Annotated in this window: 23 protein-coding genes and 1 pseudogene; 18 read left to right on the forward strand and 6 right to left on the reverse strand. The window is 37.0% G+C overall.

Features of this window, described 5'->3' with window-relative positions:
- The first annotated feature begins 57 nt into the window (after positions 1-57).
- Positions 58-495: a hypothetical protein gene (locus D8Q48_RS13575; protein ID WP_118626864.1), complete on the forward strand. Its 438-nt coding sequence runs from the start codon at positions 58-60 to the stop codon at positions 493-495.
- Between the two features lie 48 nt (positions 496-543).
- Here the strand turns inward: D8Q48_RS13575 and D8Q48_RS13580 are convergent, their stop codons facing one another.
- Positions 544-2181, reverse strand: coding sequence for a relaxase/mobilization nuclease domain-containing protein (locus D8Q48_RS13580; protein ID WP_121056829.1), 1638 nt, complete (start codon positions 2179-2181; stop codon positions 544-546).
- Positions 2153-2545: a plasmid mobilization relaxosome protein MobC gene (mobC, locus tag D8Q48_RS13585; protein WP_118062420.1), complete on the reverse strand. Its 393-nt coding sequence runs from the start codon at positions 2543-2545 to the stop codon at positions 2153-2155. The genes D8Q48_RS13580 and mobC overlap by 29 nt, the downstream gene beginning before the upstream one ends.
- Positions 2546-2924: 379 nt before the next feature.
- On the opposite strand from mobC, the gene D8Q48_RS13595 reads away from it, so the two are divergent.
- The 7 genes from D8Q48_RS13595 to D8Q48_RS13625 all read left to right on the forward strand — a co-directional run bounded on the left by D8Q48_RS13595 (position 2925) and on the right by D8Q48_RS13625 (position 11579).
- The gene (locus tag D8Q48_RS13595; RefSeq protein WP_243116305.1) at positions 2925-3185 is read left to right on the forward strand and encodes a DUF6870 family protein; all 261 of its coding nucleotides are present in this window, start codon (positions 2925-2927) and stop codon (positions 3183-3185) included.
- Between the two features lie 174 nt (positions 3186-3359).
- Positions 3360-5015 (forward strand): recombinase family protein, encoded by a 1656-nt coding sequence (locus D8Q48_RS13600; protein ID WP_121056831.1) that lies wholly within the window; start codon positions 3360-3362, stop codon positions 5013-5015.
- Positions 5003-6502, forward strand: coding sequence for a recombinase family protein (locus D8Q48_RS13605; protein ID WP_118420037.1), 1500 nt, complete (start codon positions 5003-5005; stop codon positions 6500-6502). The genes D8Q48_RS13600 and D8Q48_RS13605 overlap by 13 nt, the downstream gene beginning before the upstream one ends.
- Positions 6503-6505: 3 nt before the next feature.
- Positions 6506-8218 carry a recombinase family protein gene (locus D8Q48_RS13610; RefSeq protein WP_118420036.1) on the forward strand — a complete coding sequence of 571 codons (1713 nt, stop codon included), beginning with the start codon at positions 6506-6508 and terminating at the stop codon, positions 8216-8218.
- On the forward strand, positions 8193-9803 hold the full coding sequence (locus tag D8Q48_RS13615; RefSeq protein ID WP_172697016.1) for a recombinase family protein: 1611 nt from the start codon (positions 8193-8195) through the stop codon (positions 9801-9803). Before D8Q48_RS13610 ends, D8Q48_RS13615 begins: the two co-directional genes overlap by 26 nt.
- A complete protein-coding gene (locus D8Q48_RS13620; protein WP_118383824.1) occupies positions 9800-10138 on the forward strand; it encodes a DUF6050 family protein in 339 nt (112 codons plus the stop codon). Before D8Q48_RS13615 ends, D8Q48_RS13620 begins: the two co-directional genes overlap by 4 nt.
- 121 nt (positions 10139-10259) lie before the next feature.
- A complete protein-coding gene (locus tag D8Q48_RS13625) occupies positions 10260-11579 on the forward strand; it encodes a hypothetical protein (RefSeq protein WP_121056835.1) in 1320 nt (439 codons plus the stop codon).
- A gap of 71 nt (positions 11580-11650) precedes the next feature.
- Here D8Q48_RS13625 and D8Q48_RS13630 read toward each other — a convergent pair whose 3' ends face one another.
- Positions 11651-12277 (reverse strand): helix-turn-helix transcriptional regulator, encoded by a 627-nt coding sequence (locus D8Q48_RS13630; RefSeq protein WP_121056837.1) that lies wholly within the window; start codon positions 12275-12277, stop codon positions 11651-11653.
- 251 nt (positions 12278-12528) lie between these two features.
- Here D8Q48_RS13630 and D8Q48_RS13635 point away from each other — a divergent pair, with 251 nt between their 5' ends.
- The 3 genes from D8Q48_RS13635 (at position 12529) to D8Q48_RS13645 (ending at position 14504) form a co-directional block, all read left to right on the forward strand.
- The gene (locus D8Q48_RS13635; RefSeq protein ID WP_121056839.1) at positions 12529-13464 is read left to right on the forward strand and encodes a ParM/StbA family protein; all 936 of its coding nucleotides are present in this window, start codon (positions 12529-12531) and stop codon (positions 13462-13464) included.
- Positions 13465-13476: 12 nt separating this feature from the next.
- Positions 13477-13836, forward strand: coding sequence for a hypothetical protein (locus D8Q48_RS13640; RefSeq protein WP_121056841.1), 360 nt, complete (start codon positions 13477-13479; stop codon positions 13834-13836).
- Between the two features lie 122 nt (positions 13837-13958).
- On the forward strand, positions 13959-14504 hold the full coding sequence (locus tag D8Q48_RS13645; RefSeq protein ID WP_118062412.1) for a hypothetical protein: 546 nt from the start codon (positions 13959-13961) through the stop codon (positions 14502-14504).
- Positions 14505-14560: 56 nt separating this feature from the next.
- Here the strand turns inward: D8Q48_RS13645 and D8Q48_RS13650 are convergent, their stop codons facing one another.
- Positions 14561-15922, reverse strand: coding sequence for a caspase family protein (locus D8Q48_RS13650; protein WP_121056842.1), 1362 nt, complete (start codon positions 15920-15922; stop codon positions 14561-14563).
- 96 nt (positions 15923-16018) lie between these two features.
- Positions 16019-16372, reverse strand: a complete 354-nt coding sequence (locus tag D8Q48_RS13655) for a helix-turn-helix transcriptional regulator (protein WP_117636447.1) — start codon at positions 16370-16372, stop codon at positions 16019-16021.
- Between the two features lie 176 nt (positions 16373-16548).
- Here D8Q48_RS13655 and D8Q48_RS13660 point away from each other — a divergent pair, with 176 nt between their 5' ends.
- From D8Q48_RS13660 to D8Q48_RS13695, 7 genes and pseudogenes are all read left to right on the forward strand, one after another.
- Positions 16549-17520 (forward strand): AAA family ATPase, encoded by a 972-nt coding sequence (locus D8Q48_RS13660; protein ID WP_121056843.1) that lies wholly within the window; start codon positions 16549-16551, stop codon positions 17518-17520.
- Complete coding sequence (locus D8Q48_RS13665) at positions 17517-19370, forward strand: recombinase family protein (RefSeq protein WP_158576603.1); 1854 nt, start codon at positions 17517-17519, stop codon at positions 19368-19370. The genes D8Q48_RS13660 and D8Q48_RS13665 overlap by 4 nt, the downstream gene beginning before the upstream one ends.
- A complete protein-coding gene (locus tag D8Q48_RS13670; protein ID WP_121056844.1) occupies positions 19363-20082 on the forward strand; it encodes an integrase in 720 nt (239 codons plus the stop codon). The genes D8Q48_RS13665 and D8Q48_RS13670 overlap by 8 nt, the downstream gene beginning before the upstream one ends.
- 43 nt (positions 20083-20125) lie before the next feature.
- Positions 20126-20497 carry a hypothetical protein gene (locus D8Q48_RS13675; RefSeq protein WP_117636451.1) on the forward strand — a complete coding sequence of 124 codons (372 nt, stop codon included), beginning with the start codon at positions 20126-20128 and terminating at the stop codon, positions 20495-20497.
- 132 nt (positions 20498-20629) lie between these two features.
- Positions 20630-20701: pseudogene (locus D8Q48_RS13680) on the forward strand (sugar transferase); the annotation flags it as partial.
- 258 nt (positions 20702-20959) lie between these two features.
- On the forward strand, positions 20960-21433 hold the full coding sequence (locus D8Q48_RS13685; protein WP_191855127.1) for a hypothetical protein: 474 nt from the start codon (positions 20960-20962) through the stop codon (positions 21431-21433).
- Positions 21434-21515: 82 nt separating this feature from the next.
- Entirely contained in the window at positions 21516-22124 is a 609-nt protein-coding gene (locus tag D8Q48_RS13695) for a hypothetical protein (RefSeq protein ID WP_130647845.1), read from the forward strand.
- Between the two features lie 217 nt (positions 22125-22341).
- Here the strand turns inward: D8Q48_RS13695 and D8Q48_RS13700 are convergent, their stop codons facing one another.
- On the reverse strand, positions 22342-23448 hold the full coding sequence (locus tag D8Q48_RS13700; RefSeq protein ID WP_121056846.1) for an NAD-dependent epimerase/dehydratase family protein: 1107 nt from the start codon (positions 23446-23448) through the stop codon (positions 22342-22344).
- Between the last annotated feature and the right edge of the window lie 41 nt (positions 23449-23489).

Here is a 23489-nt window from a genome sequence, read left to right on the forward strand (position 1 = left end):
GATAGAAAGTAACAAAGGTTCTGTTTTCGGAACCCATGTGTATAAGGAGGAGCAGATTTGAAAAAGACAAATATTGGGAGACAGATACTGATAATTGCCTGTTTAATAGGAGTAGTGGGGATATGTAGTTATTTCTATACAGTGCAGTCAAAACCTCTTTCAGAAATCCCGGATGCGATTAATAGTTCACGTTTTAATACGACGGAGCATTTGACGGTTATAGCAAATCAGGAAGAAATTGAAGATAAACATAAATTGGCGAAGCAGATTGTAGAAATGTGCCAGAATAATTCCTTTCAGTCTATTAAGTTCTCTTATGATATGGTGTGTCCAACAGAGTTGCAGATTAATGTGTATAAGACAGAAAAGGATTTTGATGATAACAAAAAGTTCTGTGAAATATCGTATCTGTCAGAGGAAGAAAATGAAGATTATGATATTGTTCATAATCCAGAAAAATTTACGATGTATGTAGACGGAGAAATAGTTGAATAGAAAGACTGAGGTTTACTTCCACAAAGAAGAAACCTCAGTTTTTACTTATCATTTTTCATGGGTCTGTTCAAGCTGTCGCTCTTGTGACTGATGGATGCCGAGTATGATGTCAACATTAGAACATACGGTGCGAAGCTCCCGCTCATATTCACGACGGGCATTAAATTCTTCATGTTGATCGGATTGCAATGCAGTCAGACGACTCTTTTCTTCACGAAGCATTTTCAAGGTGGGTAATTTTTTTCCTTGTGCTTTTTCTTTCAGTATTCGGAGAGCTGATTCATAAAGGGTGAGTTCTGCCCGGTGTTGTTCATAGAATTTTTCTTTATTCCTGCTTTTTCGATATTCGGAATAGAGATCTTTATTTGACAGATATTGCCCGGTGTAATGAATCTGCTCGTTGATTCCTTTTAAAGTATCTTCTGTATTTTTTAGGGAATTTCTGGCAGTGGTGCTTTGAGCAGTGGCATTGGAAAGTGCAGTATCTAAATCTTCTTTTGATTGGAAGCCATGTTCCTGCACATAGGCTACGGTCTGAGCCATCATCTTCAAATTGGATAATTTTACTTTTTGAGCATATGCCTGACTTTGCTGTGCTTTGATACAATGCTGTAAGTCCGTTACCAGTCGTAAGTCAGATTTGATAAAGAGGAATGCATGAGAAGATCCAAAATCAGAAGATGTAGGCATAGCAGAAGAATTGATATTGTTGGTAATATCAGAAGCTGGCTGTTTTGAGATTTGCTGACTGGCATTTTTCTGAAATACATCTAATAGATGCTTTTCTTCATAAAGCGTTCCCAGTGCTCTGCCGGTAATATATTTTTTACGATTTGGATGTAGATAACTGTATCTGCCACGACTAACTTTAAAGGTGATGTTATATTTTTCTGACAGCAATTTTGCAAACTGTTCTTGTGAGACTGCGGTTGAAGAAATATCTTCAATTGCATTACGAAGAAATTGCTTTTCGGTCTGAAAGGTTGTCTGCCTTGGTGTAAGCCCTTCTTTTTCAAGCTCAGCATTGTGCTGATTGAGTTTTTTCTGCCCTCTGCGTTTCGCCCAGTATTCTTTCTCAGATATTTTCTTTTCGGCAGGTGTCAGAAGATCAACTTGGTTTAGTCCGTTGGCGTTGCACATATCCATGACTTTTTGTTTTAGATGGATTCGGTATCTGTCAGAAAGATGATGCTTATAGCCGGCTTTTGCGTCACGGTCAAATTCCATATATGGCTGTGGTTCGACGTCATATTTCCGAATGCTGTTGATTACGATATGAACATGGATATTGCCACTTCCATTATGACCGTCAGTATGAGTGCAGACAAGAGCCTGATGTCCGGGAAAGTTTTCTCTTGCATATTCCAACCCTAACTTTTGGGCCTGTTCACCCGTCAGACCATGTTCGTCCCTGTCCTTGGGATCGAAGCTGATAATATAATGATGAGATTTGATTTCGTTAAAAGACTGATTTTTATGAAAATAGGCATTTGTTTCCATGCACTCAGCAGCAAAACTGAACGGATCACAGTTTAAGCCGTCAAGATAATATTCTTCACGAATGAGCATATGCCCTTCATCATCAAGAATAGGTTTTTGCGTATATTCGTCATGCTGAAAAATCAGATAACGCTCAGCTTCTCCGTAATCAGCATTTTTACTTGCGATATGTTTCAGTATTGCCACGAAAATCACCTGCCATTTCCATTACCTTGTATTTCATTTCATATAAATCCCGAAGACGCTTATTTATTTCTCCACGCATTTCCTGTGAAAGAATTCCGCCCTGGTTAAAATATTTTGCTATCTGGTTGAGGTTACTGCCTATTTTACCGAACTCTGCAAGCAGACTTTTAATTTCTGGAACATCAGCAACAATCTCGATTTTTGTATGTACATTTCCCTTTAAGGTTTGAGTTCGTACATAAGCTGCCAGCGACAGGTTGGCTTGCTTTGCGGCATTTTCAATAATGGCAAATTCAGTGTCCGTGAATCGGACAGTAATACGTTGATTGCGGGACATTTCTTTTTCTTTCTTTGGTCTTGTCATAATTTCTATTCCTTCCTTCGTTATCTCCCGATGATTTACAGACAGGCAAATTTCACGTTTACAGTGAAAGGCAAGTAATAAAACTTTATTACGCTGTGACCATGCAAATGGGAACCAACGAGACAATTTTTAATTGTATTTGAGGGTATGGGGAGCAAAATCCCCATCAAGTTGCCTGCTGGCAAAACTCGGTATCCGAGTTTTTGGCTGCCAAGGCGAAACTTGCTCTAAGAAAGAAATCCCTCTACTAATAAAGCGTGAGAAAGCTGTTTTACAAACCCCTAAAATGAAAAAAGTAAAAAAATCTGAAAAAGGGGGTTGGTAAATAACCTCTGCCGGGCTTTATAGGTAGAAGGAAATTTTCAGGAGGTGTAAAAGAATGTCAGTAAAAGAATTACCAACACCGGAGGAAATGCAGGCAATGGCAGAGGTAGACCTCAAAAATATAGATACCAGTAATCTGATTGATATAGAGCACGTAAAGATAAGAACGGAGTTGCCACAGGAGGAACGGATTGCAGACTATATTCATCAGATTAAGAACCCATATTGTTATATTTCTCATGGGGTGGCAGTGAAAATCAGTTTTACCGGGAAATGTACGCTGGAAGAAAGTCTGAACAGGTGTATTTCATTATGAAGAACGAAAAAACAGGTCAGAAAGAAATTTGGAAAAGAATGAAAAAAGGTGTAGCAGTGAGCCAGAAGTTATGTTAATATGGTGTTGGGTCAAAATTTAAGAGCATTCAAGAAGCCATGAATTTCTTGGTTTACACCGCCGGACGGCATAGTAAATTAGGAGGTTGATGGCTTTATGTATTTTAATCAAAAGTCTATATTAGCGGCAGACTATTTAAGACTTTCCAGAGAAGATGGAGACAAGCTGGAAAGTGATAGTATCCGCAATCAAAGAAGTCTCATTAACGATTTTGTAAAACAGCACCCGGACATTACCCTGGTCGATGAATATATTGATGATGGTTACAGTGGAACAAATTTTGAGCGTCCAGCATTTAAAAGGTTGCTCGAAGATGTGAAGAAAAAGAAAATCAACTGTATCATCGTTAAGGACTTATCCAGACTTGGAAGAAACTATATCGAAACAGGACGATACCTGGAAAAGATATTTCCGTTTCTTGGAGTCAGGTTTATTGCCATTACAGACCATTATGACAGTGCTGCAGAATCGGATGATGCAGATCAGATCATAGTTCCCTTTAAGAATCTGATAAACGATGCTTATTGTAGGGACATCTCAATTAAAATCCGAAGTCAGTTAGATGTGAAAAGAAAAAATGGGCAGTTCATAGGAAGCTTTGCAGGATACGGGTATCAGAAAGACCCGGAGAACAAAAATCATCTTATCATAGATGAATATGCAGCAGAGATTGTTCAGTTTATTTTTAATCTGAAAATGGGTGGGTACAGTTCTCAGAGAATTGCTACAAAATTGAATGAAATGGGAGTATTGCCACCATTGGAGTATAAGCGAAGCCGTGGAATGAAATATAACAGTGGATTTCGTTCGGGAGCTAATCCCAAATGGGCAGTTACGACAGTGAACCGTATTTTGACAAATGAGCTTTATACCGGGACGATGGTTCAGGGAAAAAATCGTAAGATCAATTACAAAGTAAAAGAGTGCAGACCAGTAGCGGAAGAAAACTGGATTCGGGTTGAAAAAACTCATGAAGCTATCATAGCAGAAGAAATATTTCAGTATGTACAATCACTGCTGGAACTGGATACCCGTACTGCACCGGATGAAGATTCTGTATATTTGTTTTCGGGATTTTTACGCTGTGGAGACTGCGGACAGAACATGGTAAAAAGAAGCACATCTAAAAAAGGAAAGAGATATTATTATTACCATTGTTCTACATATAAAAACGGAGATGGGTGCAGCTCACATCTGATCAGTGAAAAAATTGTACATGCAGTTGTGTTGGAAGCGATTCAGAAGCAGATTGCATTATTAGTAGATGCGGAAAACATTATCCGGGACAGTGGAATGGAAAATTATAAAAAAACAGAATTTGATTCACTGGAAAAGCAGTTGACTGTTCTCCATGAGGAAGTGGAAAGATATAAAGATTTAAAAACTCGTTTATATCAGGATATGTTGGATAATATTGTGACCAGAGAAGAATACCATGAGTATAACCAGAGATTTTCGGATAAGTTGCATAATGCGGAAGAAGCAAAACGTGAACTGGAAAAAAAGAAAGAAAAGGCAGTAGTGGAAGGGAAAAGGGAACATCCCTGGATAGAAGATTTTAAAAGCTATCAGAATATCACACAGCTTGACCGTAAAGCAGTAGTCACATTAATTGATAAGATTATCGTTTATGGAAAAGACCGTCTGGAAATTCAGTTTAAGTATGCCGATGAAATACAGGAAATGACGGAGGTAGCTCAAAATATTCGGGAAATAGAAGAAAAGGAAGGTAGATTCAAATGCGGTGCGTAAGTTACACAAGAACCACATCATGCAAATCCAGTGAAAGCATTCCGACAGATATTATTCAGCAGCAGAATGAACAGATTCAAAAATATATACAATCGCATGGCTGGAAGCTGGTTGCGAAATACAGTGACAGAAAAAGGGATGATAACGAGAATACTGCATTTGAAGAAATGACAGTGGATGGTATCAGCAGGAAGTTTGACATGGTGGTGGTAAATAGCATTGATCGCTGTGGTAAATATATTTCCTGTGCTGAAGATGTCCTTGCAAAAACATTCTTCCCGGCAGGAATCCATTTTTCAGTAGTACAGGATGATTTTTGCAGTATCGGAAAAAGCAGAGAAGAAATTGGTGAATATTTTAGAAAAGAAAAAATTGCGGTACAGATAAAGAGTATGCGGGAGTTCGCTGTGCGAGAGCAAATTGAAGGATATTATAACGTACATGATGAAAAGTATGGATACATACTTTCAGAAGACCGGAAAGAGTTACTGGTTGAAGAAGAAGCAGCTACGATTGTACGTGAAGTGTTTCAAATGCTTTTGAATGGTGTATCAGTAAAAAAAATAGCCGATATTATGAATGAGAGAGGTGTTGAATCACCTATGGTACATAATGCCAGGGTGGGACATAAGCATTGGCCACATTATGAAAATAAATGGAGTGAAGGATCGCTTCGGAGAATCTTAGACTGTACAGCGTATGACGGCTATTGGAAGAAAACAATCAATGGAAAACTCTGTACAATTCCAATTACTCCGATATTGGAAAAAGGCGTATTTGATAAGGCAAAAGAAATTGTAAAAAGCCGGTCAACGACAAAAAACCGCAAAGGCGGAAAACTGGGACCGTATGTTCATAAAATATTTGATGAAGAAACAGGAAAACCACTGTATTTGAGAAATTTTCAAAGCGGAGAGTCTGTATTTGTATTGAATTCAAAGATAAATGAGCTACCAAAGAGCAAAAGAATTTATATAGAAGTAGACGTAGTTACAAGAGCAGTAAAAGAAGCAATTCAATCGGAAATGGATATGGCAGAAAGAATGACCAGATATTTGGAAACGGAAGCTATACAGAAACTGTTACAAAAAGAACAACAGCAATATTCAGAAAAGGCTTGGATGATATTTCAGGAAATGGAGCAGGTAGAAAAAGATCGTATTCCGATATATGAGAAATTTAAAAATAATGAGCTTACAGAGACAGAGTATCTGAATAAAAAAGAAGAAATACAGTCACAGCTACAAATGTATGAAATGGATTTTGAAGGACTTATGGAGCGGTTTGCCGAGATGAAGAAAGCATTCAGCAATGAAAATGAATGGATAAAGACGTTTCAGAGAGTGGAGCTTCCAGAAGATCTGGAATTTGAACATGTGAAGAAATGGGTAAATAAAATAATTGTTTCAAATTTCAAAGAGGTGCATGTGTATTTGACAATGCAGAGATGGAGAGATTATTTTCCAGAAGAATGGTTGGAGGAATAGTTTATGGCGAGAAAAAGCAGAAGAAATAAAAGTACTGAAGTAAATATTTCTCAGGACATAGTCAAAAATAAAAATCTGTTAGATACAGCAATATATGTTCGTTTGTCTGTTGAGAACGGTGGAAATGAGACAGATGAAACGCTGGTAGTACAACAGATGTTGGTTGAAAAATATATTGAAGAACATCCTGACTTGCGACTGGCAGGTACATATAGTGACAATGGATTTAGTGGAACCAATTTTGATCGACCTGGATTCATAAAACTTATGGAAGATGTGAAAACAGGAAAAATTCAATGCATTGTTGTAAAAGACTTATCACGTTTTGGCAGGGATTATTTGGAAACAGGATATTATCTGGAAACCATTCTTCCAAGACTTAATGTAAGGTTTATTGCAATTACGGATGATTATGACAGTTCCAGAAAGGAAGATCAGGAGAATATCAGTGTACCTCTGAAAAATATGGTTAATGCCATGTATGCAAAAGATATGTCAAAGAAAATATTGGCTGCAAAGGATGCACAGAGGAGAAATGGAAATGTGACATTGAGTAAGGTGGCGTTTGGGTATATTCGCTCAGAAGACAGGCACAGACAGATTGTGGATGAGGAGACAGCCCCATTTGTAAGAATGATATTTCAGTGGTACATGATGGGAGTCAGTAAGCCTAAAATTGCAGACAGATTAAATCTTATGGGTATTGCAACACCAGGGCAGCGAGAGAAGATGGAAAATTTAACGGTTCCCCTGGAAAAGACAAAATGGCGTGCGGACAGTGTAGATAAAATTTTGAATAATCCGACATATGCCGGAGATATTGTGACAGGAAAATTGAAACAAGCGTTGTATAAAGGCGTCAAACAGTATAAGACAAGTCCGGAAGACTGGAATATTCAAAGAGATATGCATCAGCCTATGATTGCCAGAGACGATTATGAAGAATTGCAGGAAAGAGCAAATGCAATGAAAAAAATAACGAAGGACTGGCGTGTGAAATATATGAAAGATCGGGAGAAATACAAAGATTACTTTGCCGGAATGGTACGGTGTGGAGATTGCGGTCGGACGATGTATTGTGTCCGATATACGCATAATTATAAAACGATGGAGAAAGTTGGAATGTATTACACGTGTTCCGCCCAAAATCATGCTAAAAATCATTGTGACCAGAAAATAGAAGAAAATTTACTGAAAATGCTTGTGATGGATCAGATTCAAATTCTTATAAGGAGTTTATGCGACAGGAAGAAGTTGTTACAGAAAATGAAAACCGATACCAGTGAAAAAAATGCTTTTTATGAAGCCGGTGCAAATGTGCGGATGTTGGAAAGAAAGGTATCGCAGGCAGAAGAAAAGAATGCAACATTATATGAAAATTATGTATGTGGTATTGTTGAAAAAGAAGATTTTGACATGATGAAGGAGCGGTACATTCAGAACTTACAGGAATTAAGGGATGAATTGCAAGCTGCAAAACAGAAACAAAGAATGCTGGAAAAGAAAGCCGACAGATATATGGATATGGTAGATAATCTGGAGCCATATTTGTCTGAACGAAGTTTCAATGAAAAGCTGGTGCAGGAACTTGTAGAATATGTGGAAGTATATAAAAATGGGAACATTCATGTATGTTTCAAATGTGATGATAAATTCCAGCAGATAATAGAATTGATAGAGGGTGTTAAGAGTGCTGAAGAACGCATTATATCTTAGATTGTCACTTGCAGATGGTGATCTGGGAAAAAATAATAAAGATGAAAGTAATAGTATTGAAAATCAGAAAACGCTTCTTGTGAACTTTTTGCAGGACAGGGATGATCTGGCTGACGAATATATAGAATACGCCGATGACGGCTATACGGGAACAAATTTTGAACGTCCGGAATTTAAAAGAATGATAGAAGACGCAAAGGCAGGAAAGATAGATACGATCATTGTAAAAGACTTTTCCAGATTTGGAAGGGATTATATTGGTGTTGGAGATTATCTGGAGCAGATACTTCCAATACTGGGAATTCGTTTTATTTCAGTCAACAATAATTATGACAGTAATGATTATCTTGGGAAAACGATGGGAATGGATATGGCTATTCATAACCTGGTTAATAATCTTTACAGCAAAGATATTTCGAAGAAGATAAAAAGTGCGTTGAGAGTGAAATGGAAAAACGGACAATGGACGGGAGGAAAACCGCCATTTGGATATTTAAGAGATACTGAGACGGGAGAATGGGTGATCGATCCGGTAGCAGGAAAATATGTAAGAGCTATTTTTGACAAAGCAATAGAAGGCTGTAATACTACGCAGATTATGTATTATATGAATGAGCAGAAGATACCTACACCGGGAAAATATAATAAAGAAAATGGTCTGACACATTATGGATATAATCAGAAATTACCAGAGACAGAAGTATTATGGGATTGTGGGATGATTCGTACAATCCTTTGCAGATATGAATATACAGGAGCATTAGTACAGGGAAAACGACAGAGTGTTGCAGTTGGAAGTAAAATAACCAGAAAATCAAAATATGGAGATATGGTTATTACAAAAAATGTTCATCCGGCAATCGTATCAGAAGAAGAATATGAACTGGCAAAAGCAACGATCATGTTTATGAATAAGCCAGGATACCGAGGAACAAGAAAATTTGCATTGAAGGGGAAATTAAGATGTGGAAACTGCAGACGTTCGATGGTTCTGATGGAGTCTGGTGCAAATGATAAAGTGTACTGTCCGCATAAAAAACTGACGGGGAAGTTTTCAAAATGTTCAGATGAAGCGGTTCCTGTTATGATTATAGAGGGGCATGTATGGTATGCACTGCAACAAGTTCTCTATGTACTTGATATGATTCGGGAAGATATTGAGGAAAAAGCAAATGCGTTAGACGGTGTAAGGAAAAAGAAGCTAAAGCAATTGGAATTAGAAAATGACAAATTGAAAAGTGAGCGAATGCGGCAATATGAAGCATATGCAGAAGGAATTATTACAAAAGATAAATATTTGCTTATGAAGCAACAGCTTACAGATAAAGTCAACCGCAATGAGACGGAAATGGAAAGACTTACTCACTTATCAGTAGAGGAAAGTACCTATAAAAACAAAGTAGCGTCTGCGATAGAGTTGCTTGATGGAGAAATGCAGCATGAAAAAATCACACAGGAGCTGGTTGATGCTACGATTGATACAGTATATGTGTACGATAAAAAACGGATAGAGGTTGTGTTTAAGTTTGATGATATTCTCATGCGGGCAATCGAAAAATACCAGAAGGGGGAAAAAGAAGCATGACATTTAAGAATTTTATATGTAAAGGGGTTTTAGTATTCACAGGTTTGTTGCTGATCGGCTGGCTTGGACAGTATATTTATATAGTGAATGGAGAAATTGACTGGTTCCGCTTGATGTTGGTGTATGGAGTTCCGGTAGGAATACCGCATATGTTTATTATTGTTCCATGGCACTGGGATTTATCCGGTATTCTTGGAATGGTTGCCCTGTGCGTAATTGTAGGTGGCGTATTTGGATGTGTGATTGCAGCAGGTCTGGCAGTCAGAGCAATATGGTACATAGTAGGCTATCCGATCAGCAGAATGCTGGCCGGATATAACGGAAAAAGAATGTAAGGGAATAATATGGTAGAGAATATGACCACGGGTTGACAGCCTGTGGTTTTATTTTGCCATTTCTTGATGCAGAAAGATGTGGTAGAATATCAATCAGTACATAAACAGGGAGAGAAGAAATATGTTAGATGATGAAAAATGTCTTTGCGGATCAGGGCGAATGTATGGGATTTGCTGTAAACCATTCAGTGGAATGAAAATAGAGGATTATAAAAGGGAGCTTGAAAGTAAAAATTATATAAAAGCATATTACATAGCAATTGCTATGCTGACGGATTACCTGGTGAAAGTTAAGAAGCATACAAATAGAAGTTTAAAGGATAATCCGGCAATTGGGAAATTCATACTTCATCAAGATATAAATGCATTATCGGAACTGGCAGACCGCATTTTTTGCAGCATTCCGGAAGGAAATACTGATAATTGGGGAGAAAGATTTGAGACTATAAATAAATTGGTTGATGCGGAAGAATGGAAAAATGAATGCGAATACTACCAGTTATTGTATTATGATTTGAATAATGAAGATGGCAGATTCACAGAACAGATTGAAGCTATTGCAAAGAATATAAAAGTCGATGTACACACAGATCAAAGAATGTTGGAATTACTGCGGTCAGTAATATTACCAACAGGAGAGTTGACAAAGTTGCTGAAATTAGATGACATTTTGATCGAAAAATCAGAGGATTCTCTGATGAAATTAAAATATCAATTTGACAAGGCAATACAGCTTTCGTTAGTATCCGATAATGAGGGTGCAAAAAAGATTGCAGATGAAGTGATTGAGAAATTGGAAAAAGGAGTACCTTATACGGAAATTGAGCTGTATTCACAGGATATAACTGCTCAAATGTATGAATTGTATTATAATTTTGAGCCAGATAGAAAATGGCTCGATAAAGCTCTGGAGATCCGCAAGCAAATGAAGGTTGATAATTTCAATAGTTCTGGCAAGGCAAAATATTTTTCTGACATAGCCTATGTAAATTGGAAGTTGGGAAACTATGAAGTGGCAGAGCAACATTTTACTACAAGTCTGGGATATGAAGAAAACGCATTTGCACAGATTTATTTGTTGAATTGCTTGGTAGAACAAAATAAGATTAAGAATTTAAAAGAATATCTGGAAAATGTCGAGTTTAATACATTGGGCGTGGATTGTATAGATTTTCTGATAATATTAGGAAATGCAGCCATACGTTTGAACGACACTTCAAGCATAGAAACACTGAAAGGTTATTTGAAGGAAATAAATATTGCAGTTCCATATTATAAATTGTGCTTGAAGGAGCTGGAATTAGAGCTGGAAAAGAAAAGTGGTCGGATTAGGAAGATACTTGGTAAGCTTTCACCGTTGAAAGAGTATTTGATTTTACAGCCACAATTTAATGGAATGGGTATTAATCTGGAAAAGATCATAGAAGATTTGAAAAAATGATAGTACGAAAATGAGAGGATGCAGCATAACTGTTTTCCTCTCATTTTGTATTTGGTTGCGGAAAATTATAGCTACTCATGAGTATTACGCATACATTCTTTTATAAGTTGTACAGACTTTAAAATCCATTCCATTTCCTGTGAAGTACAATCAGATAACAGGTTCTGTATTTTCTGATAGGAAGGATCGGAAAAAGCAGAATCAGAAGCTGGAGCAGATGCTTCCTTAATCGGAGCTGTTTTTTGAATATCTGTACTGTCATCAAGAAGGTGGTTCTCTAATTCCTGAAGTGCTTGGGTGTATTGTTCCTTTTCTGAATCTGCCATTTTATTTAGAAAAGCAACGTAAGTAGAAAGTTTTTGGTTAATTACCGGATTTCCAAATGAAAGCGTCAGGGTATCGGGCAGAATATTCCCATTGCTGTCCTTTTGAGAAGTAAAGTTTAAATCCAGTTGCTCATTCATTTTGAAAATAAGTGAGAGCAGATCAGAAACGGTATGAATATCAAAATCCATGAAAACATTTATGCTGATGCCGAGTGCCTGGGATATTTTTAAGAGCTGTTCCGGTTTAGGTTTGCGTTCATCAGATTCATATTTTTGCAATGTACTTATGCTTAGACCAGTAGCCTGTATAAGCTGATCCTGGGTAAAACCATGTAAAGTTCTAAAATATTTAATTTTTTCACCAACAGTCATTATGCTACCTCCATAGCTGGATTATATCATATTTCCTATCATAAAATACACAAAAATATATAAAAATGTATTGACACATACAAATGTATGGTATATATTTAAAGCACATACAAAAGTAATATTTAAGTAGAACAAGACATACAAAAGTGATAGCAGATTACAGATAAGCGCTACTTAAATATTAGTAAAATTGAAACTGAGAGATATACTGATGTTACTTAAAGTACAGTTAAAAAACAGGAGGAAAAGCAATGGCAGAGCTTATTTTTGGAATTGACCATGGAAACGGAAATATGAAGGGAGAAAGTGTATGCTTCCCATGTGGTCTTGTTCGATATGTGTCAGAACCGGGAAGATTTATGAATGAGGATATTTTGGAATACCAGGGAACCTATTATACGTTGTCTGATACAAAAATGCCATTTAAGGCAGACAAAACAGTAGATGATGATTATTTTATTTTGACATTATATGCTCTTACAATGGAAGCCCGGAATAAGGGAATTACGTTGACGGGAAAAGATGTAGTACTGGGAATCGGATTACCTCCGGCAGATTATGGGCAGCAGGCAACATCATTCAAGAAATATTTTTTAGATTATGCAAAACATGGAATTACATTTAAAATGAATGGAAAAACTGTAAGTTTCTATTTGAAGGATGTATTTGTCAGTCCTCAGAACTTTGCGGCTGTTATGTGCTTTAAAGCAAGCCTTTTAAAGAAATACCGCACAGTAAACTGCATTGATATTGGAGACGGAACGGTTGATCTTCTGGTGATTAGAAATGGAAAACCGGATTTATCTGTCCGTGTCAGTGATCGTTCAGGTATGGCAGTTCTCAGGTCGGAAATTTCCAATGCAATACAGCAGAACTATGGTATTCACTTAGATTCTTCTGATGTGGAACAGGTGTTAATGCAGGAGGAAACCATTCTGGACGAGGAAGTAATTGTGGAAATTCAGAGAATGGCAGAAAACTGGTTACAGAGAATCATTAATAAACTACATACTCATGTGACTGATTTCAGAACTAATCCGGCTGTTTTTCTTGGTGGTGGAAGTTTGCTGTTGAGAAAGCAAATTGAAAATTCCTCAGAGTTTAAATATGTGGAATTTATTGATGATGTGCGTGCTAATGCTATCGGATATGAAAAATTGACAGCAGCTCGCCTGCGTAGAGGGTAGGAGGTGCGGTTCATGGGACAGATAAAGGTTGTGCTGATTTTCAATGAAGATGATGAACGCCAAAGAGAAGCGGGAGAATATTTAAAGACCAAGAAAAGATGCAAGACGGCACTTGTGACAGAACTGGTTCATGCCTGGATGAAAAACGGAGAGACAGCAGTGAATACGGTTTCTTCCACCGGAAACATAAATATAGAAGATATTAAAAGGCAATTATTGCAGGATAAAGATTTTTTATCAAGAATTGAGAAATCTATGACTGAGACAGGTGATCAGAATAAGCCAGAAGCGGAGTCAGAAGATAATGAAAATCTGGATATGGATGAAGATATGATGTTGGCAGGGTTGTCAATGTTTGATTCGGAAATTTAAAATTTGAAGTATGGTATAGGGAAGTTGTGCTGAAAAAAATAGGCACTAACTTCCCTATATGTTGTATATTTTTAAATAATATGTTAGCATATTTAGTATGAATGTTGACGGGAGGCGGTAAAATGCGATGGGATAAGAAAGACATTCCACATAAAGGATGGACGGAAATAGGAATGGAAGATTTGGGGGAAGAAGCGGAATTTGGAGAAGATATAGAATACGAACGATGTGAAATGTGTGGTAACGAGAAAATACGATATGTGCATATTATGACACATCCAGAATTCCCAGGAGAATTGAGAGTAGGTTGTATTTGTGCTTGCCATATGACGGATGACTACGAAAATCCGGAAGCAAGGGAAAGAGATTTGAAAAATCGAGTACAACGAAAAAAGAATTTTATGAAAAAAGAATGGCGTCAGGTAGTTAGAACTGGGAATTTTACGTTAAAGTATAAAGGCGAAAACATTACAATTATGCGTAGCAAATATGATACGGGGTGGGGTGTTATATACGCAGGAAAATGGCGTTGGGATTATCATGGAAGAAAGATTTCAGATTTTGATACAGCAAGATTAGTAGCTTTTAATTTGTTTGATGAAATGTACAATTCCAGAAGTGAAGCACAGCCATATTGGGATGGTGATCGGTGGCTGTATTGTGAGTAAGTATATATATTACTGCTGATATGCAATGATTGTATATCAGCAGTAATGAATAATTGTTAAAAGTTAAAAACAGCACTTATTTGATTTCCACAAACAGGATCGTATTTTACATATTTGCCAAGAAGGTTTCTGGCTCTTTTTCCTAGTTGTTCTTTAACAGAAGAATCGGTGATAAAAGCGGAGCCGATGGTTATGGATGAAATATTTTGGGCATTTTCAATCATTACAGAACCGTTTGTTACTGTCTTGCGGTCTGAATTTTTGGAAAGATTGCTCTTTACTAGGAGAATATAATTATCAGGCAAGTTGGTGGTTATTATGATAGAATTGTCATATTTTTGAATGTCAAAGGTGACATATAATTCTTTTCCAACTTCAGGAGCTTCGGGTTGCATACTTGCTGGTAATGGTGGGATTTCTCCCATACGGATTTGGCGTCCATTATAATACCAAGTATGATTTTCATCACATGTAAAATATTCTTTGTCACGGAATAATCCGTGAAAGGTGATAAATTTTGCTTCATCTTCTGGAAGGAGAGGGATTTTTGCACCTCTATCAGTATATACCTTATTATCTACTTTCCTAAATTTCCATACGGCATCTAAGAAACTGATATTGAAATATTGAGCAGCGTCTATAAAAATCAGATCATCACCATGAAAGTATCCATATTTATTGTTGTAATCGTCCGCATATTTTTTTACAAATTTGTACACTTCTTCATCGAAATTCGTATAACTTAGTTGTTTATGTAAAACAATTCTATTGAGAAGGGCATTAACACTGGCAGGGATCTGAATTTGATATTTGGAATACACATTTCTGCGTACTCGTGTAAATAACTCATCTACATCAATGTTTGGTTCTAATATCTCATCACAGATAGCCTGGGTAAATGGACTCATTTGATTGGCAATACCGATAGAAGTATATTGAAACTGAGTTCCGTAAGCAATATATACATCTTCAGCAGCAGTTATCTCAGAATAATATCCTTTAGATAAGCCAAAATCTGAACGACAGGCATCCAGAATGAGGATAAGGCGTCCTTTTCCTTTATATAGAGAGATAATATCTTGAATATTCATTGCGGATGTTTCAATATCCTTGCTTTTCTCAAACTCGGATGCAAAATCAACTGGATAAATATAATTATTACCGTTATTATGTCCGCCGTGTCCGGTAAAGTATACGATATGGATAGCATCACAAGGCGAATGGGAAGCATTATCTTCTAAAGCAGGAATGATTTGATCTTTTGAAATGTTTTCTATTTGTTTGACTTCAAATCCAATTTGGGTAAGTCGTTTATGCATTGCTTGAATGTCATATTTTACACCAGGTAGATTGTTAATTTGGATCAGAGGTGACTTTGTATAATTGCTTGCTGAAAAAAGTATAGCGTTTTTCTTCATATGAATCCTCCGTATTTAATACAAGATTGCAAGGAAGCAAGACCGCAAAAGGATAAAAGAAGGATGCAGAAATAAAGGAGTTTCTGCATCCTTGAATTATTTGACGGGCTTGTAGTTGCGTAATGCAGTTTTTGTTGATTTTATAATTTCCAGTAAAAATTCTTTTTCCTGATTGCTGCAATCAGAAGTAAGTTCTTTTATATCAGCATCGAACTTGGAAACCAACACAGGGGTATTATCGTATAAGAGCTGATCCACGGTTGTATCAAGACTCTGTGCAATCCCTAACAGAGTAGCCAGACTTAACTTGGTATGTCCGTTTTCGATACTGCTGACATAGGTAGGGGCAACGTCAATCATATTTGAAAGTGTTTCCTGAGTCATTTTTTTTGACAGACGTGCAGTGCGGATTCTCTTTCCAATAGCAAGATAATCAATTTCTACTTCCAAACCTGTCACCTCCTAGACTTTGACTATTAGTTAATGTTTGCAATGAAACTCCACACACATTTGATATTTCTTATTGTATTCCTAAAAGAGATATATTATAATTAAATATAAGTAGAACTTTAGTGTAATTATTCACATGTAGTAGAAAAACACATAAAACACCGGGGGTATCAAATTTGGAAGATACAATTACAGGTGTTGAATTTTATTCCAACGTGAAAACCTCGGAGGTGGAATGGATATGGTATCCATATATTCCCTGTGGGAAAATTACAATGTTACAAGGTGATCCGGGAGAAGGAAAATCAACATTAATTATTCATATTGCAGCTATATTGACAAAAGGCGGATATTTACCGGACGGTCAAAAGATAAAAAAACCGGAGATTGTGATTTATCAATGCTCAGAAGATGGAAAAAGCGATACGATAAAACCAAGACTTGAACAGGCAGGGGCAGATTGTAATAGAGTTGCATTTATAAAAGACGATAATGGAGAACTGACACTGGAAGATGAACGCATAAAGACTGCAATTAACCAGATTGGTGCAAAAATGGTTGTGCTTGATCCGATACAGGCATTTATTGGACATAATGGAAATATGACCAATGCCGTAAAAATGCGGGAAACACTGTCAAAACTATCCAAGGTTGCAGAAGAAACAAACTGTGCGATTGTTCTGGTGGGGCATATGACAAAGAATAGCGGTGGAAAGCAGATTTATAGAGGATTAGGAAGTATTGATATTGCCGCAACAGTGAGAAGTATTCTTATGGTATCAAGAGACAAAGAAGAACCATGGAAAAGATATATGTTTCCGGTGAAATCGAGCCTTGCACCAGAAGGCGAACCAATCGGATTTGAACTGGATAAAGAAAAAGGTTTTCACTGGATGGGAAAATGTCAGATAAATATAGAGGAATTGCTGGCTGTGGAAAAAAGTACCGCCAAAAAAGATGTTGCGATTGAATATCTTCAAACGTTATTGGCGGTGGAAGATCTGCCAAGTACATATATCTATGAAAAAATGAAAGAATATGGTATTGCCAAGCGAACGGTACAGGAAGCAAAGAAAATTGCGGAGATTAGTGCATATAAAAAAGGCAAGATATGGTACTGGCATATGGAAGTGGGGGACAGCATATGAATGAACAAGAAAAACATGCTGTAAGCCAGGAAGAACGAAAAGAGAAGATTCGTGCAAGATACAAGGGCGTAGATCGTAGTGAATTGGAGTTCATTCCAGCGAAACAGAAAGAAAAACTATTTGAGGATGTAGGCACAAAAAGAGTGTGTGCATATTGTCGTGTGTCTACGGACGACGCTAATCAGACATCTTCATATGAACTGCAGAAAAATCATTATGAAGATATGATAAAAGAACATGCAGGATGGAACCTTGTTGGAATATATGCAGATGAAGGTATTTCAGGAACATCCTTATTGCATAGAGATGAATTTAATCGTATGATTTCAGATTGCCAAGCTGGAAGAATAGATTTGATAGTTACCAAAAGCGTATCCAGATTTGCCAGAAATATTGTTGACTGTATTGCTAAGGTTCGTGAACTGGCAAATATGAAGCCACAGGTGGGTGTATTTTTTGAGACAGAGCACATTTATACGCTTGATAATACAAGTGAAATGATGCTTGCAGTGTTGTCGGCAGCAGCACAGGAAGAATCGCACACGAAAAGTGAAATTATGAATATCTCTATTGAACAACGGTTTTCAAGGGGGATTTTTCTAACACCAAAACTTTTAGGATATGATAAAGACGAGGATGGAAATCTTGTTATCAACGAAACAGAAGCAGATACGGTCAGACTGTGTTATTATCTGTTTTTAAGTGGTTTTCCGACTTCTGAAATAGCTGAGATATTAATGGATTTGGGACGGAAAACAAAACTGGGAAACACAAAGTGGACAGGAAGTGCAGTTGTAAATATTCTTCGCAATGAAAGGCATTGTGGCGATGTTTTATCCAGAAAAACATTCACACCTAATTATCTGGATCATAAGTCAAAGAAAAATAACCATGACAGAAATCAATACAGGCAAGCAGATCACCATGAAGCAATAGTAAGCAGAGAAATTTATAATGCGGCACAAAAACTGTTAGAAGCAGGAAAGTATAGTAGAAAAGGGTATCCTCTGCCTACATTGCAAGTAGTTGACCAGGGAGTATTAAAGGGATTTGTGCCGGTAAACCGGGCATGGAATGGATTTTCAACAGATGATTATAAAAAAGCATCATTAAGTGCATACGATGAAGATACGAACGAGATTCATGCAGAGCAAACGAACAAAAGTGCATTCGATTTAAGCGGATATGAGATCGTAAGAGCACAGTTTTTTTCAACAAGGTTTGATCCGGTAGTCACAATATCTTCTGGGAAGATTACGTTTAATACTGCGTGTATGAAAAAATTTGAAAATGTAGAATACGTGGAGTTGTTATTTAATTCGGTAGAAAAATGTATCGCTGTTCGTCCCTGTGAAAAAAGTAATGTAAATGCTATAAAATGGGGAACTATACGAAATGGACGATGGGCAGTTCTGCCAAAGAGCTGCAAAGGGTTCTCGGAACCGTTATTTGAGCTTATGAATTGGGACAGTGATTGTAAATATAAATTACGAGGACAATTCTGTGGCAATTCAGACGAGCAACTATTGATATTTGAATTGGAAGAACCAGAGGTATTCGTACAAGAATATGTTGAAGAACAACATATAGACTCATCGGTAGAAGCCCCATCTGAAAATATGAAGACTGTTAAGAAAGTACTTTATCCAAAAGCATGGATTCATAATTTTGGAGAAACAACAAACAGAACAGTTTTTTTTCAACGAATAGCATATAAAGGAAACTGGGAAATACTACGCCCGGCAAAGACGGTTGAAGGTATGGAAATCATAACCAGAGAAATATTGGATGATTTGATGGGAGAAGCTGAGAAACTGATAGATAGAATGAGGTGTGCTACATATGAGTGATACAACAAATTACACAGATGAACAGGAGATTGTTGATCAAAAAGCGATAGAGCTGGCAGAGGATTTCAGTTATGACGGTTATCAGGTTGTCAGACGTGAGTTGTTTGCACATTTAAGAGAGCCTGCTGTTGTGATCCGGAGAGATAGCGTAACATTTAATACAGCCTGCATTGCCGGATTGGAGGATGCGGTTTATATACAGATACTTGTAAACCAGGAAAATAAAAGAATGGTTGTCCGAAAATGCGAAGAAAATGATAAAGATGCACTTCGCTGGTGCGTGGCAAAACCAGATAAAAGAAAAAGCAGGAAAATGACAAACAAAATCTTTTCTGCCATGATGTATGAAATGATGGGGTGGAATCTGGATTGCCGTTATAAGATTTTAGGACATAAGATTTCGTTTGAAGGTGAGACAATATATGTATTTGATCTGATGGAGACAGAGATATACCTGGATACTAAGGGAAAACGTCAGAAGAAAAATGCAGAAAATCAAGAAAGTGCAGAGAGTAGCAATAATATAGAAGGAACGTCATTATCGAATGCATCAGAGGATAATGCTTCTACTGAAGAAATAAATAAAAAGACTTGTACACCTTTTTATCCGAAAGAATGGAAAGATTCTTTTGGATTGCCAGTAGAGGAACATAGGAAAGCCTTGGAAATAAATATGCTGAAGGGATATGCTGAATTTACAACACCAAAATAGATGAAGACAGGGAAAAGTCTGCTCTGAGATTGGAGGTATCAATATGCAGGAAAACAATATGATGATACCAGGGATTTCTTTGTGCCAAAAATGGGGAAAGATAAGAATTTTTCATTCAACAATAGTGGCACTGGGAGAGCCGAGGTACATACGGTTCCTTTTTAACCCTGATAAGAAAGGCTTAGTGGTACAGGCATGTGCCAGAAAGGAAGCAGAATGTTTTCGTGTGCCTAAATACAATCCGGAGAATTGGGAATTTAAGATCAGTAGTGTGCCAATGTTACGGATGATCTGGAATACATGTAATTGGGATAAGGAAAAGACATACCGATTGACTGGAATGTGCCATATAGAGCATAATCTGGTCGAATTTGATATGAAGCAGGCAACAGAGCAGACAGCAGATGAATTTTAAAGAAATGGCGTAAAATAAGGACTTCTGAGAAATCGGAGGTTCTTTTTTTGTGCGATTTTTCGAGGGTAAGTGCATGGTTCTGTGATGAAAAAATTTCTTTGAAAAAAAGTTGTTTCTACCTTTACATCAGGAGGTGATATGAGTATTGTGGGCCCAAGACCTCTGTTAGTAGAGTATTTACCTTATTACACAAAAGAAGAAAAGAGATACTATCCTTTTGCATTTACAGTATTGCATCAACATTCCATATATGCTAGAGTAGAGAAAAGCATATTTCTTAATGAATTCTAAGGTGCGATGCGCCATCTATATTCTACAGATTATGATATTTTAAATCGTGCAATCTTTTATATCAGTCGGATGATTTCGTCGCAGAAGAATCGCGAGTTTAAAGGAAGCAATTACAACGACATTAAGAAGGTATATTCGATTTGGATATGTATGAATATGAAGGAAGATTGTATGAATCATATTCATCTGACAAATGATGTAATCATGGGCGATTATAAGTGGAAAGGAAAACTTGAACTGCTGAATATCATTATGGTAGGAGTAGCTGGAAAATTATCAGATAAAGATGAAAACAATGAATTACATCGATTGTTAGGAACATTACTGTCAGAGAAATTAAAAGTAGATGAAAAATTGGATATACTTGAAAATGAACATGATATACCAATGGAAGAATCAATAGAGGAGGAAGTGAAGACAATGTGTAATCTGAGTGAGGGAATTGAAGAAAGAGCAATGGAGGCTGGCAGGAAAGCGGGAATTGAAGAAGGAAGAAAGACCGGTCTTGAATTGGGAAAAAAAGATCTTCTCAAACAGCAAGTTCAGAAGAAATTGCTGAAGGGAAAGGATATCGATGTGATTGCAGAAGAGTTGGAAGAAGAGGTTGCTGTAATTGAAAAAGTTATTGCGGAGCTGGAGCAGTAGCTTTACAAAAGAGGTGTCAGGCAGTATTAAATTTTTAGTGATAAGATTTTGATAATTTGTGAAGTATTGGATGTAACACCGTATGAACTGTTATCAGGAGCAGAGCATACAGGAAACAGAAGTAGATAAAGAAGGAAATTATACTGTAAATGTATTGGTATATCCGTCTGATTTTATAGAACTTGCACTGAAGGAAACGGTGAAGAGCGCAATAGCTACGCCGAGTCTGGATCAGCTTGGTGAAGTTGTTATGAAGGCTTATGAGAATGCTGCCTCTAATCAAACATTTGGTGAGCCTGAAAGTTTTCCGGTGCGAATTATGTATGATGAAGAAGTGAAACAGTACGAAGTAAATGAAGAGGATATGACAGCGGTTGGAAATAGATTTTTTTCAATGCCTGAAGAATTATCAATTGCATCGGGAAAAGATTTCGGTAATCAATATCTTAACTGGCTGAAAGAAGATTGGAATGCTGCGTCTGACACTGAGAAAGTAAATTGCTGTATGGTAATTGTACAAAAAGTCGGGGGATTGTCAGATGATGAAATGTCGTGGATTGATCCTTCGGATCCAACGATACAGGAAGCAATAGAGCAAATGAAAACCGGAGTACAGATGATGTATGATAACGGAGTTAACATGAGTATTGGCGATTTTACAGAATATATGATGTCAATGGGATTGATGTAAGAGAAAGAGGACTTAGAAATGGCAGGATAAAAATGAAGCAATAAAAATCGAAGCAAGGGAGAAACGAACAGTGAAACGATTTTTAGATTGTACAGAGTCAGATTTTTAAAACAATGAACATGGCTCTAAAAGGTGTCAGCTGCCATTCGAATTTTTAGGAAATTACTCTTAAAAAACCTTCTCTGTAATCTTACAAAGAAGGTTTTTCAAGAATAGATTAATTTTTATAAAATTCTTTATACCATTCAGCAAATTTTCGAAGACCATCTCTTAAACTTGTGCTAGGTTTGAATCCGAAATCTTCTTCCAATGCAGTAGTATCTGCATAAGTGATCGGAACATCACCTGGCTGCATAGGAACCAGTTTTTTATGTGCTTCGAAATCGTAATCAGCAGGCAGAACTTCGGCACGAGTCAGCTCTTGTTGAAGAATATCTACAAAGTCAAGCAGATTTTCAGGCTGATTGTTACCAATGTTATATACGGCGTATGGTGGGATTGGAAGTCCATCTTCGCCGTTTTTCTTTTCAGGAGCTGCTTGCATTACGCGTTTGACTCCTTCTACAATATCATCGACAAATGTAAAGTCACGTTTGCAATTTCCGTAGTTAAAAATTTGAATTGTTTCTCCCGCACGTAATTTATTTGTAAATCCAAAATATGCCATGTCTGGTCTTCCTGCCGGTCCGTATACTGTGAAGAAACGAAGGCCGGTGGATGGAATGTTATAGAGTTTGCTGTAAGCATGAGCCATCAATTCGTTTGACTTTTTAGTGGCAGCATACAGTGAAACCGGATTATCTACCTTATCATCTGTAGAGTAAGGGATTTTTTTGTTGCTTCCGTATACAGATGAGGAAGAAGCATATACCAAATGCTCTACTCCATGATAAGAATCATCGCAGGAAGCGGCATCGTAAGAATGACGACATGCCTCTAAAATGTTGTAAAATCCAATCAGGTTTGATTCGATATAAACATCAGGGTTTGTGATAGAGTAGCGCACACCTGCCTGAGCAGCCAGATTTACAACAACAGTTGGTTTATAATCTGTAAAAATCTGATCAATCAAAGTTTTGTCGGCGATAGATCCTTTTATAAAATTCCAAGATGATGCAGTATGTTTCTGGACTTCTTCTTTAATTTTTCTTAAACGATATTCCTTGATTGAAACATCATAATAATCATTCATATTATCAATGCCGATGATATGAACAGGCTCTGTAGTACGAAGCAATTCAAGAACGAGGTTAGAGCCGATAAAACCGGCTGCACCTGTTACAAGAATCGTTGCATTTTTTAAAGTTACATTTTGATTTTTCATAGCACTTTCCTCGTTTCAAAACTTGAATCTGTATTAATTAT

Source organism: Ruminococcus sp. B05, from assembly GCF_003628495.1.
GTDB classification, from domain to species: domain Bacteria; phylum Bacillota; class Clostridia; order Lachnospirales; family Lachnospiraceae; genus Schaedlerella; species Schaedlerella hominis.

What these genes read in the sequence shown, in the direction of transcription:
- D8Q48_RS13685 (WP_191855127.1), top strand. Translation starts at nt 20,960, where the DNA reads ATGAATCATATTCATCTGACAAATGATGTAATCATGGGCGATTATAAG.
- D8Q48_RS13620 (WP_118383824.1), top strand. Translation starts at nt 9,800, where the DNA reads ATGACATTTAAGAATTTTATATGTAAAGGGGTTTTAGTATTCACAGGT.
- D8Q48_RS13670 (WP_121056844.1), top strand. Translation starts at nt 19,363, where the DNA reads ATGAGTGATACAACAAATTACACAGATGAACAGGAGATTGTTGATCAA.
- D8Q48_RS13625 (WP_121056835.1), top strand. Translation starts at nt 10,260, where the DNA reads ATGTTAGATGATGAAAAATGTCTTTGCGGATCAGGGCGAATGTATGGG.
- D8Q48_RS13665 (WP_158576603.1), top strand. Translation starts at nt 17,517, where the DNA reads ATGAATGAACAAGAAAAACATGCTGTAAGCCAGGAAGAACGAAAAGAG.
- D8Q48_RS13610 (WP_118420036.1), top strand. Translation starts at nt 6,506, where the DNA reads ATGGCGAGAAAAAGCAGAAGAAATAAAAGTACTGAAGTAAATATTTCT.
- D8Q48_RS13700 (WP_121056846.1), bottom strand. Translation starts at nt 23,448, where the DNA reads ATGAAAAATCAAAATGTAACTTTAAAAAATGCAACGATTCTTGTAACA.
- D8Q48_RS13630 (WP_121056837.1), bottom strand. Translation starts at nt 12,277, where the DNA reads ATGACTGTTGGTGAAAAAATTAAATATTTTAGAACTTTACATGGTTTT.
- D8Q48_RS13675 (WP_117636451.1), top strand. Translation starts at nt 20,126, where the DNA reads ATGCAGGAAAACAATATGATGATACCAGGGATTTCTTTGTGCCAAAAA.
- D8Q48_RS13645 (WP_118062412.1), top strand. Translation starts at nt 13,959, where the DNA reads ATGCGATGGGATAAGAAAGACATTCCACATAAAGGATGGACGGAAATA.
- D8Q48_RS13635 (WP_121056839.1), top strand. Translation starts at nt 12,529, where the DNA reads ATGGCAGAGCTTATTTTTGGAATTGACCATGGAAACGGAAATATGAAG.
- D8Q48_RS13600 (WP_121056831.1), top strand. Translation starts at nt 3,360, where the DNA reads ATGTATTTTAATCAAAAGTCTATATTAGCGGCAGACTATTTAAGACTT.
- D8Q48_RS13595 (WP_243116305.1), top strand. Translation starts at nt 2,925, where the DNA reads ATGTCAGTAAAAGAATTACCAACACCGGAGGAAATGCAGGCAATGGCA.
- D8Q48_RS13640 (WP_121056841.1), top strand. Translation starts at nt 13,477, where the DNA reads ATGGGACAGATAAAGGTTGTGCTGATTTTCAATGAAGATGATGAACGC.
- mobC (WP_118062420.1), bottom strand. Translation starts at nt 2,545, where the DNA reads ATGACAAGACCAAAGAAAGAAAAAGAAATGTCCCGCAATCAACGTATT.
- D8Q48_RS13695 (WP_130647845.1), top strand. Translation starts at nt 21,516, where the DNA reads ATGAACTGTTATCAGGAGCAGAGCATACAGGAAACAGAAGTAGATAAA.
- D8Q48_RS13650 (WP_121056842.1), bottom strand. Translation starts at nt 15,922, where the DNA reads ATGAAGAAAAACGCTATACTTTTTTCAGCAAGCAATTATACAAAGTCA.
- D8Q48_RS13605 (WP_118420037.1), top strand. Translation starts at nt 5,003, where the DNA reads ATGCGGTGCGTAAGTTACACAAGAACCACATCATGCAAATCCAGTGAA.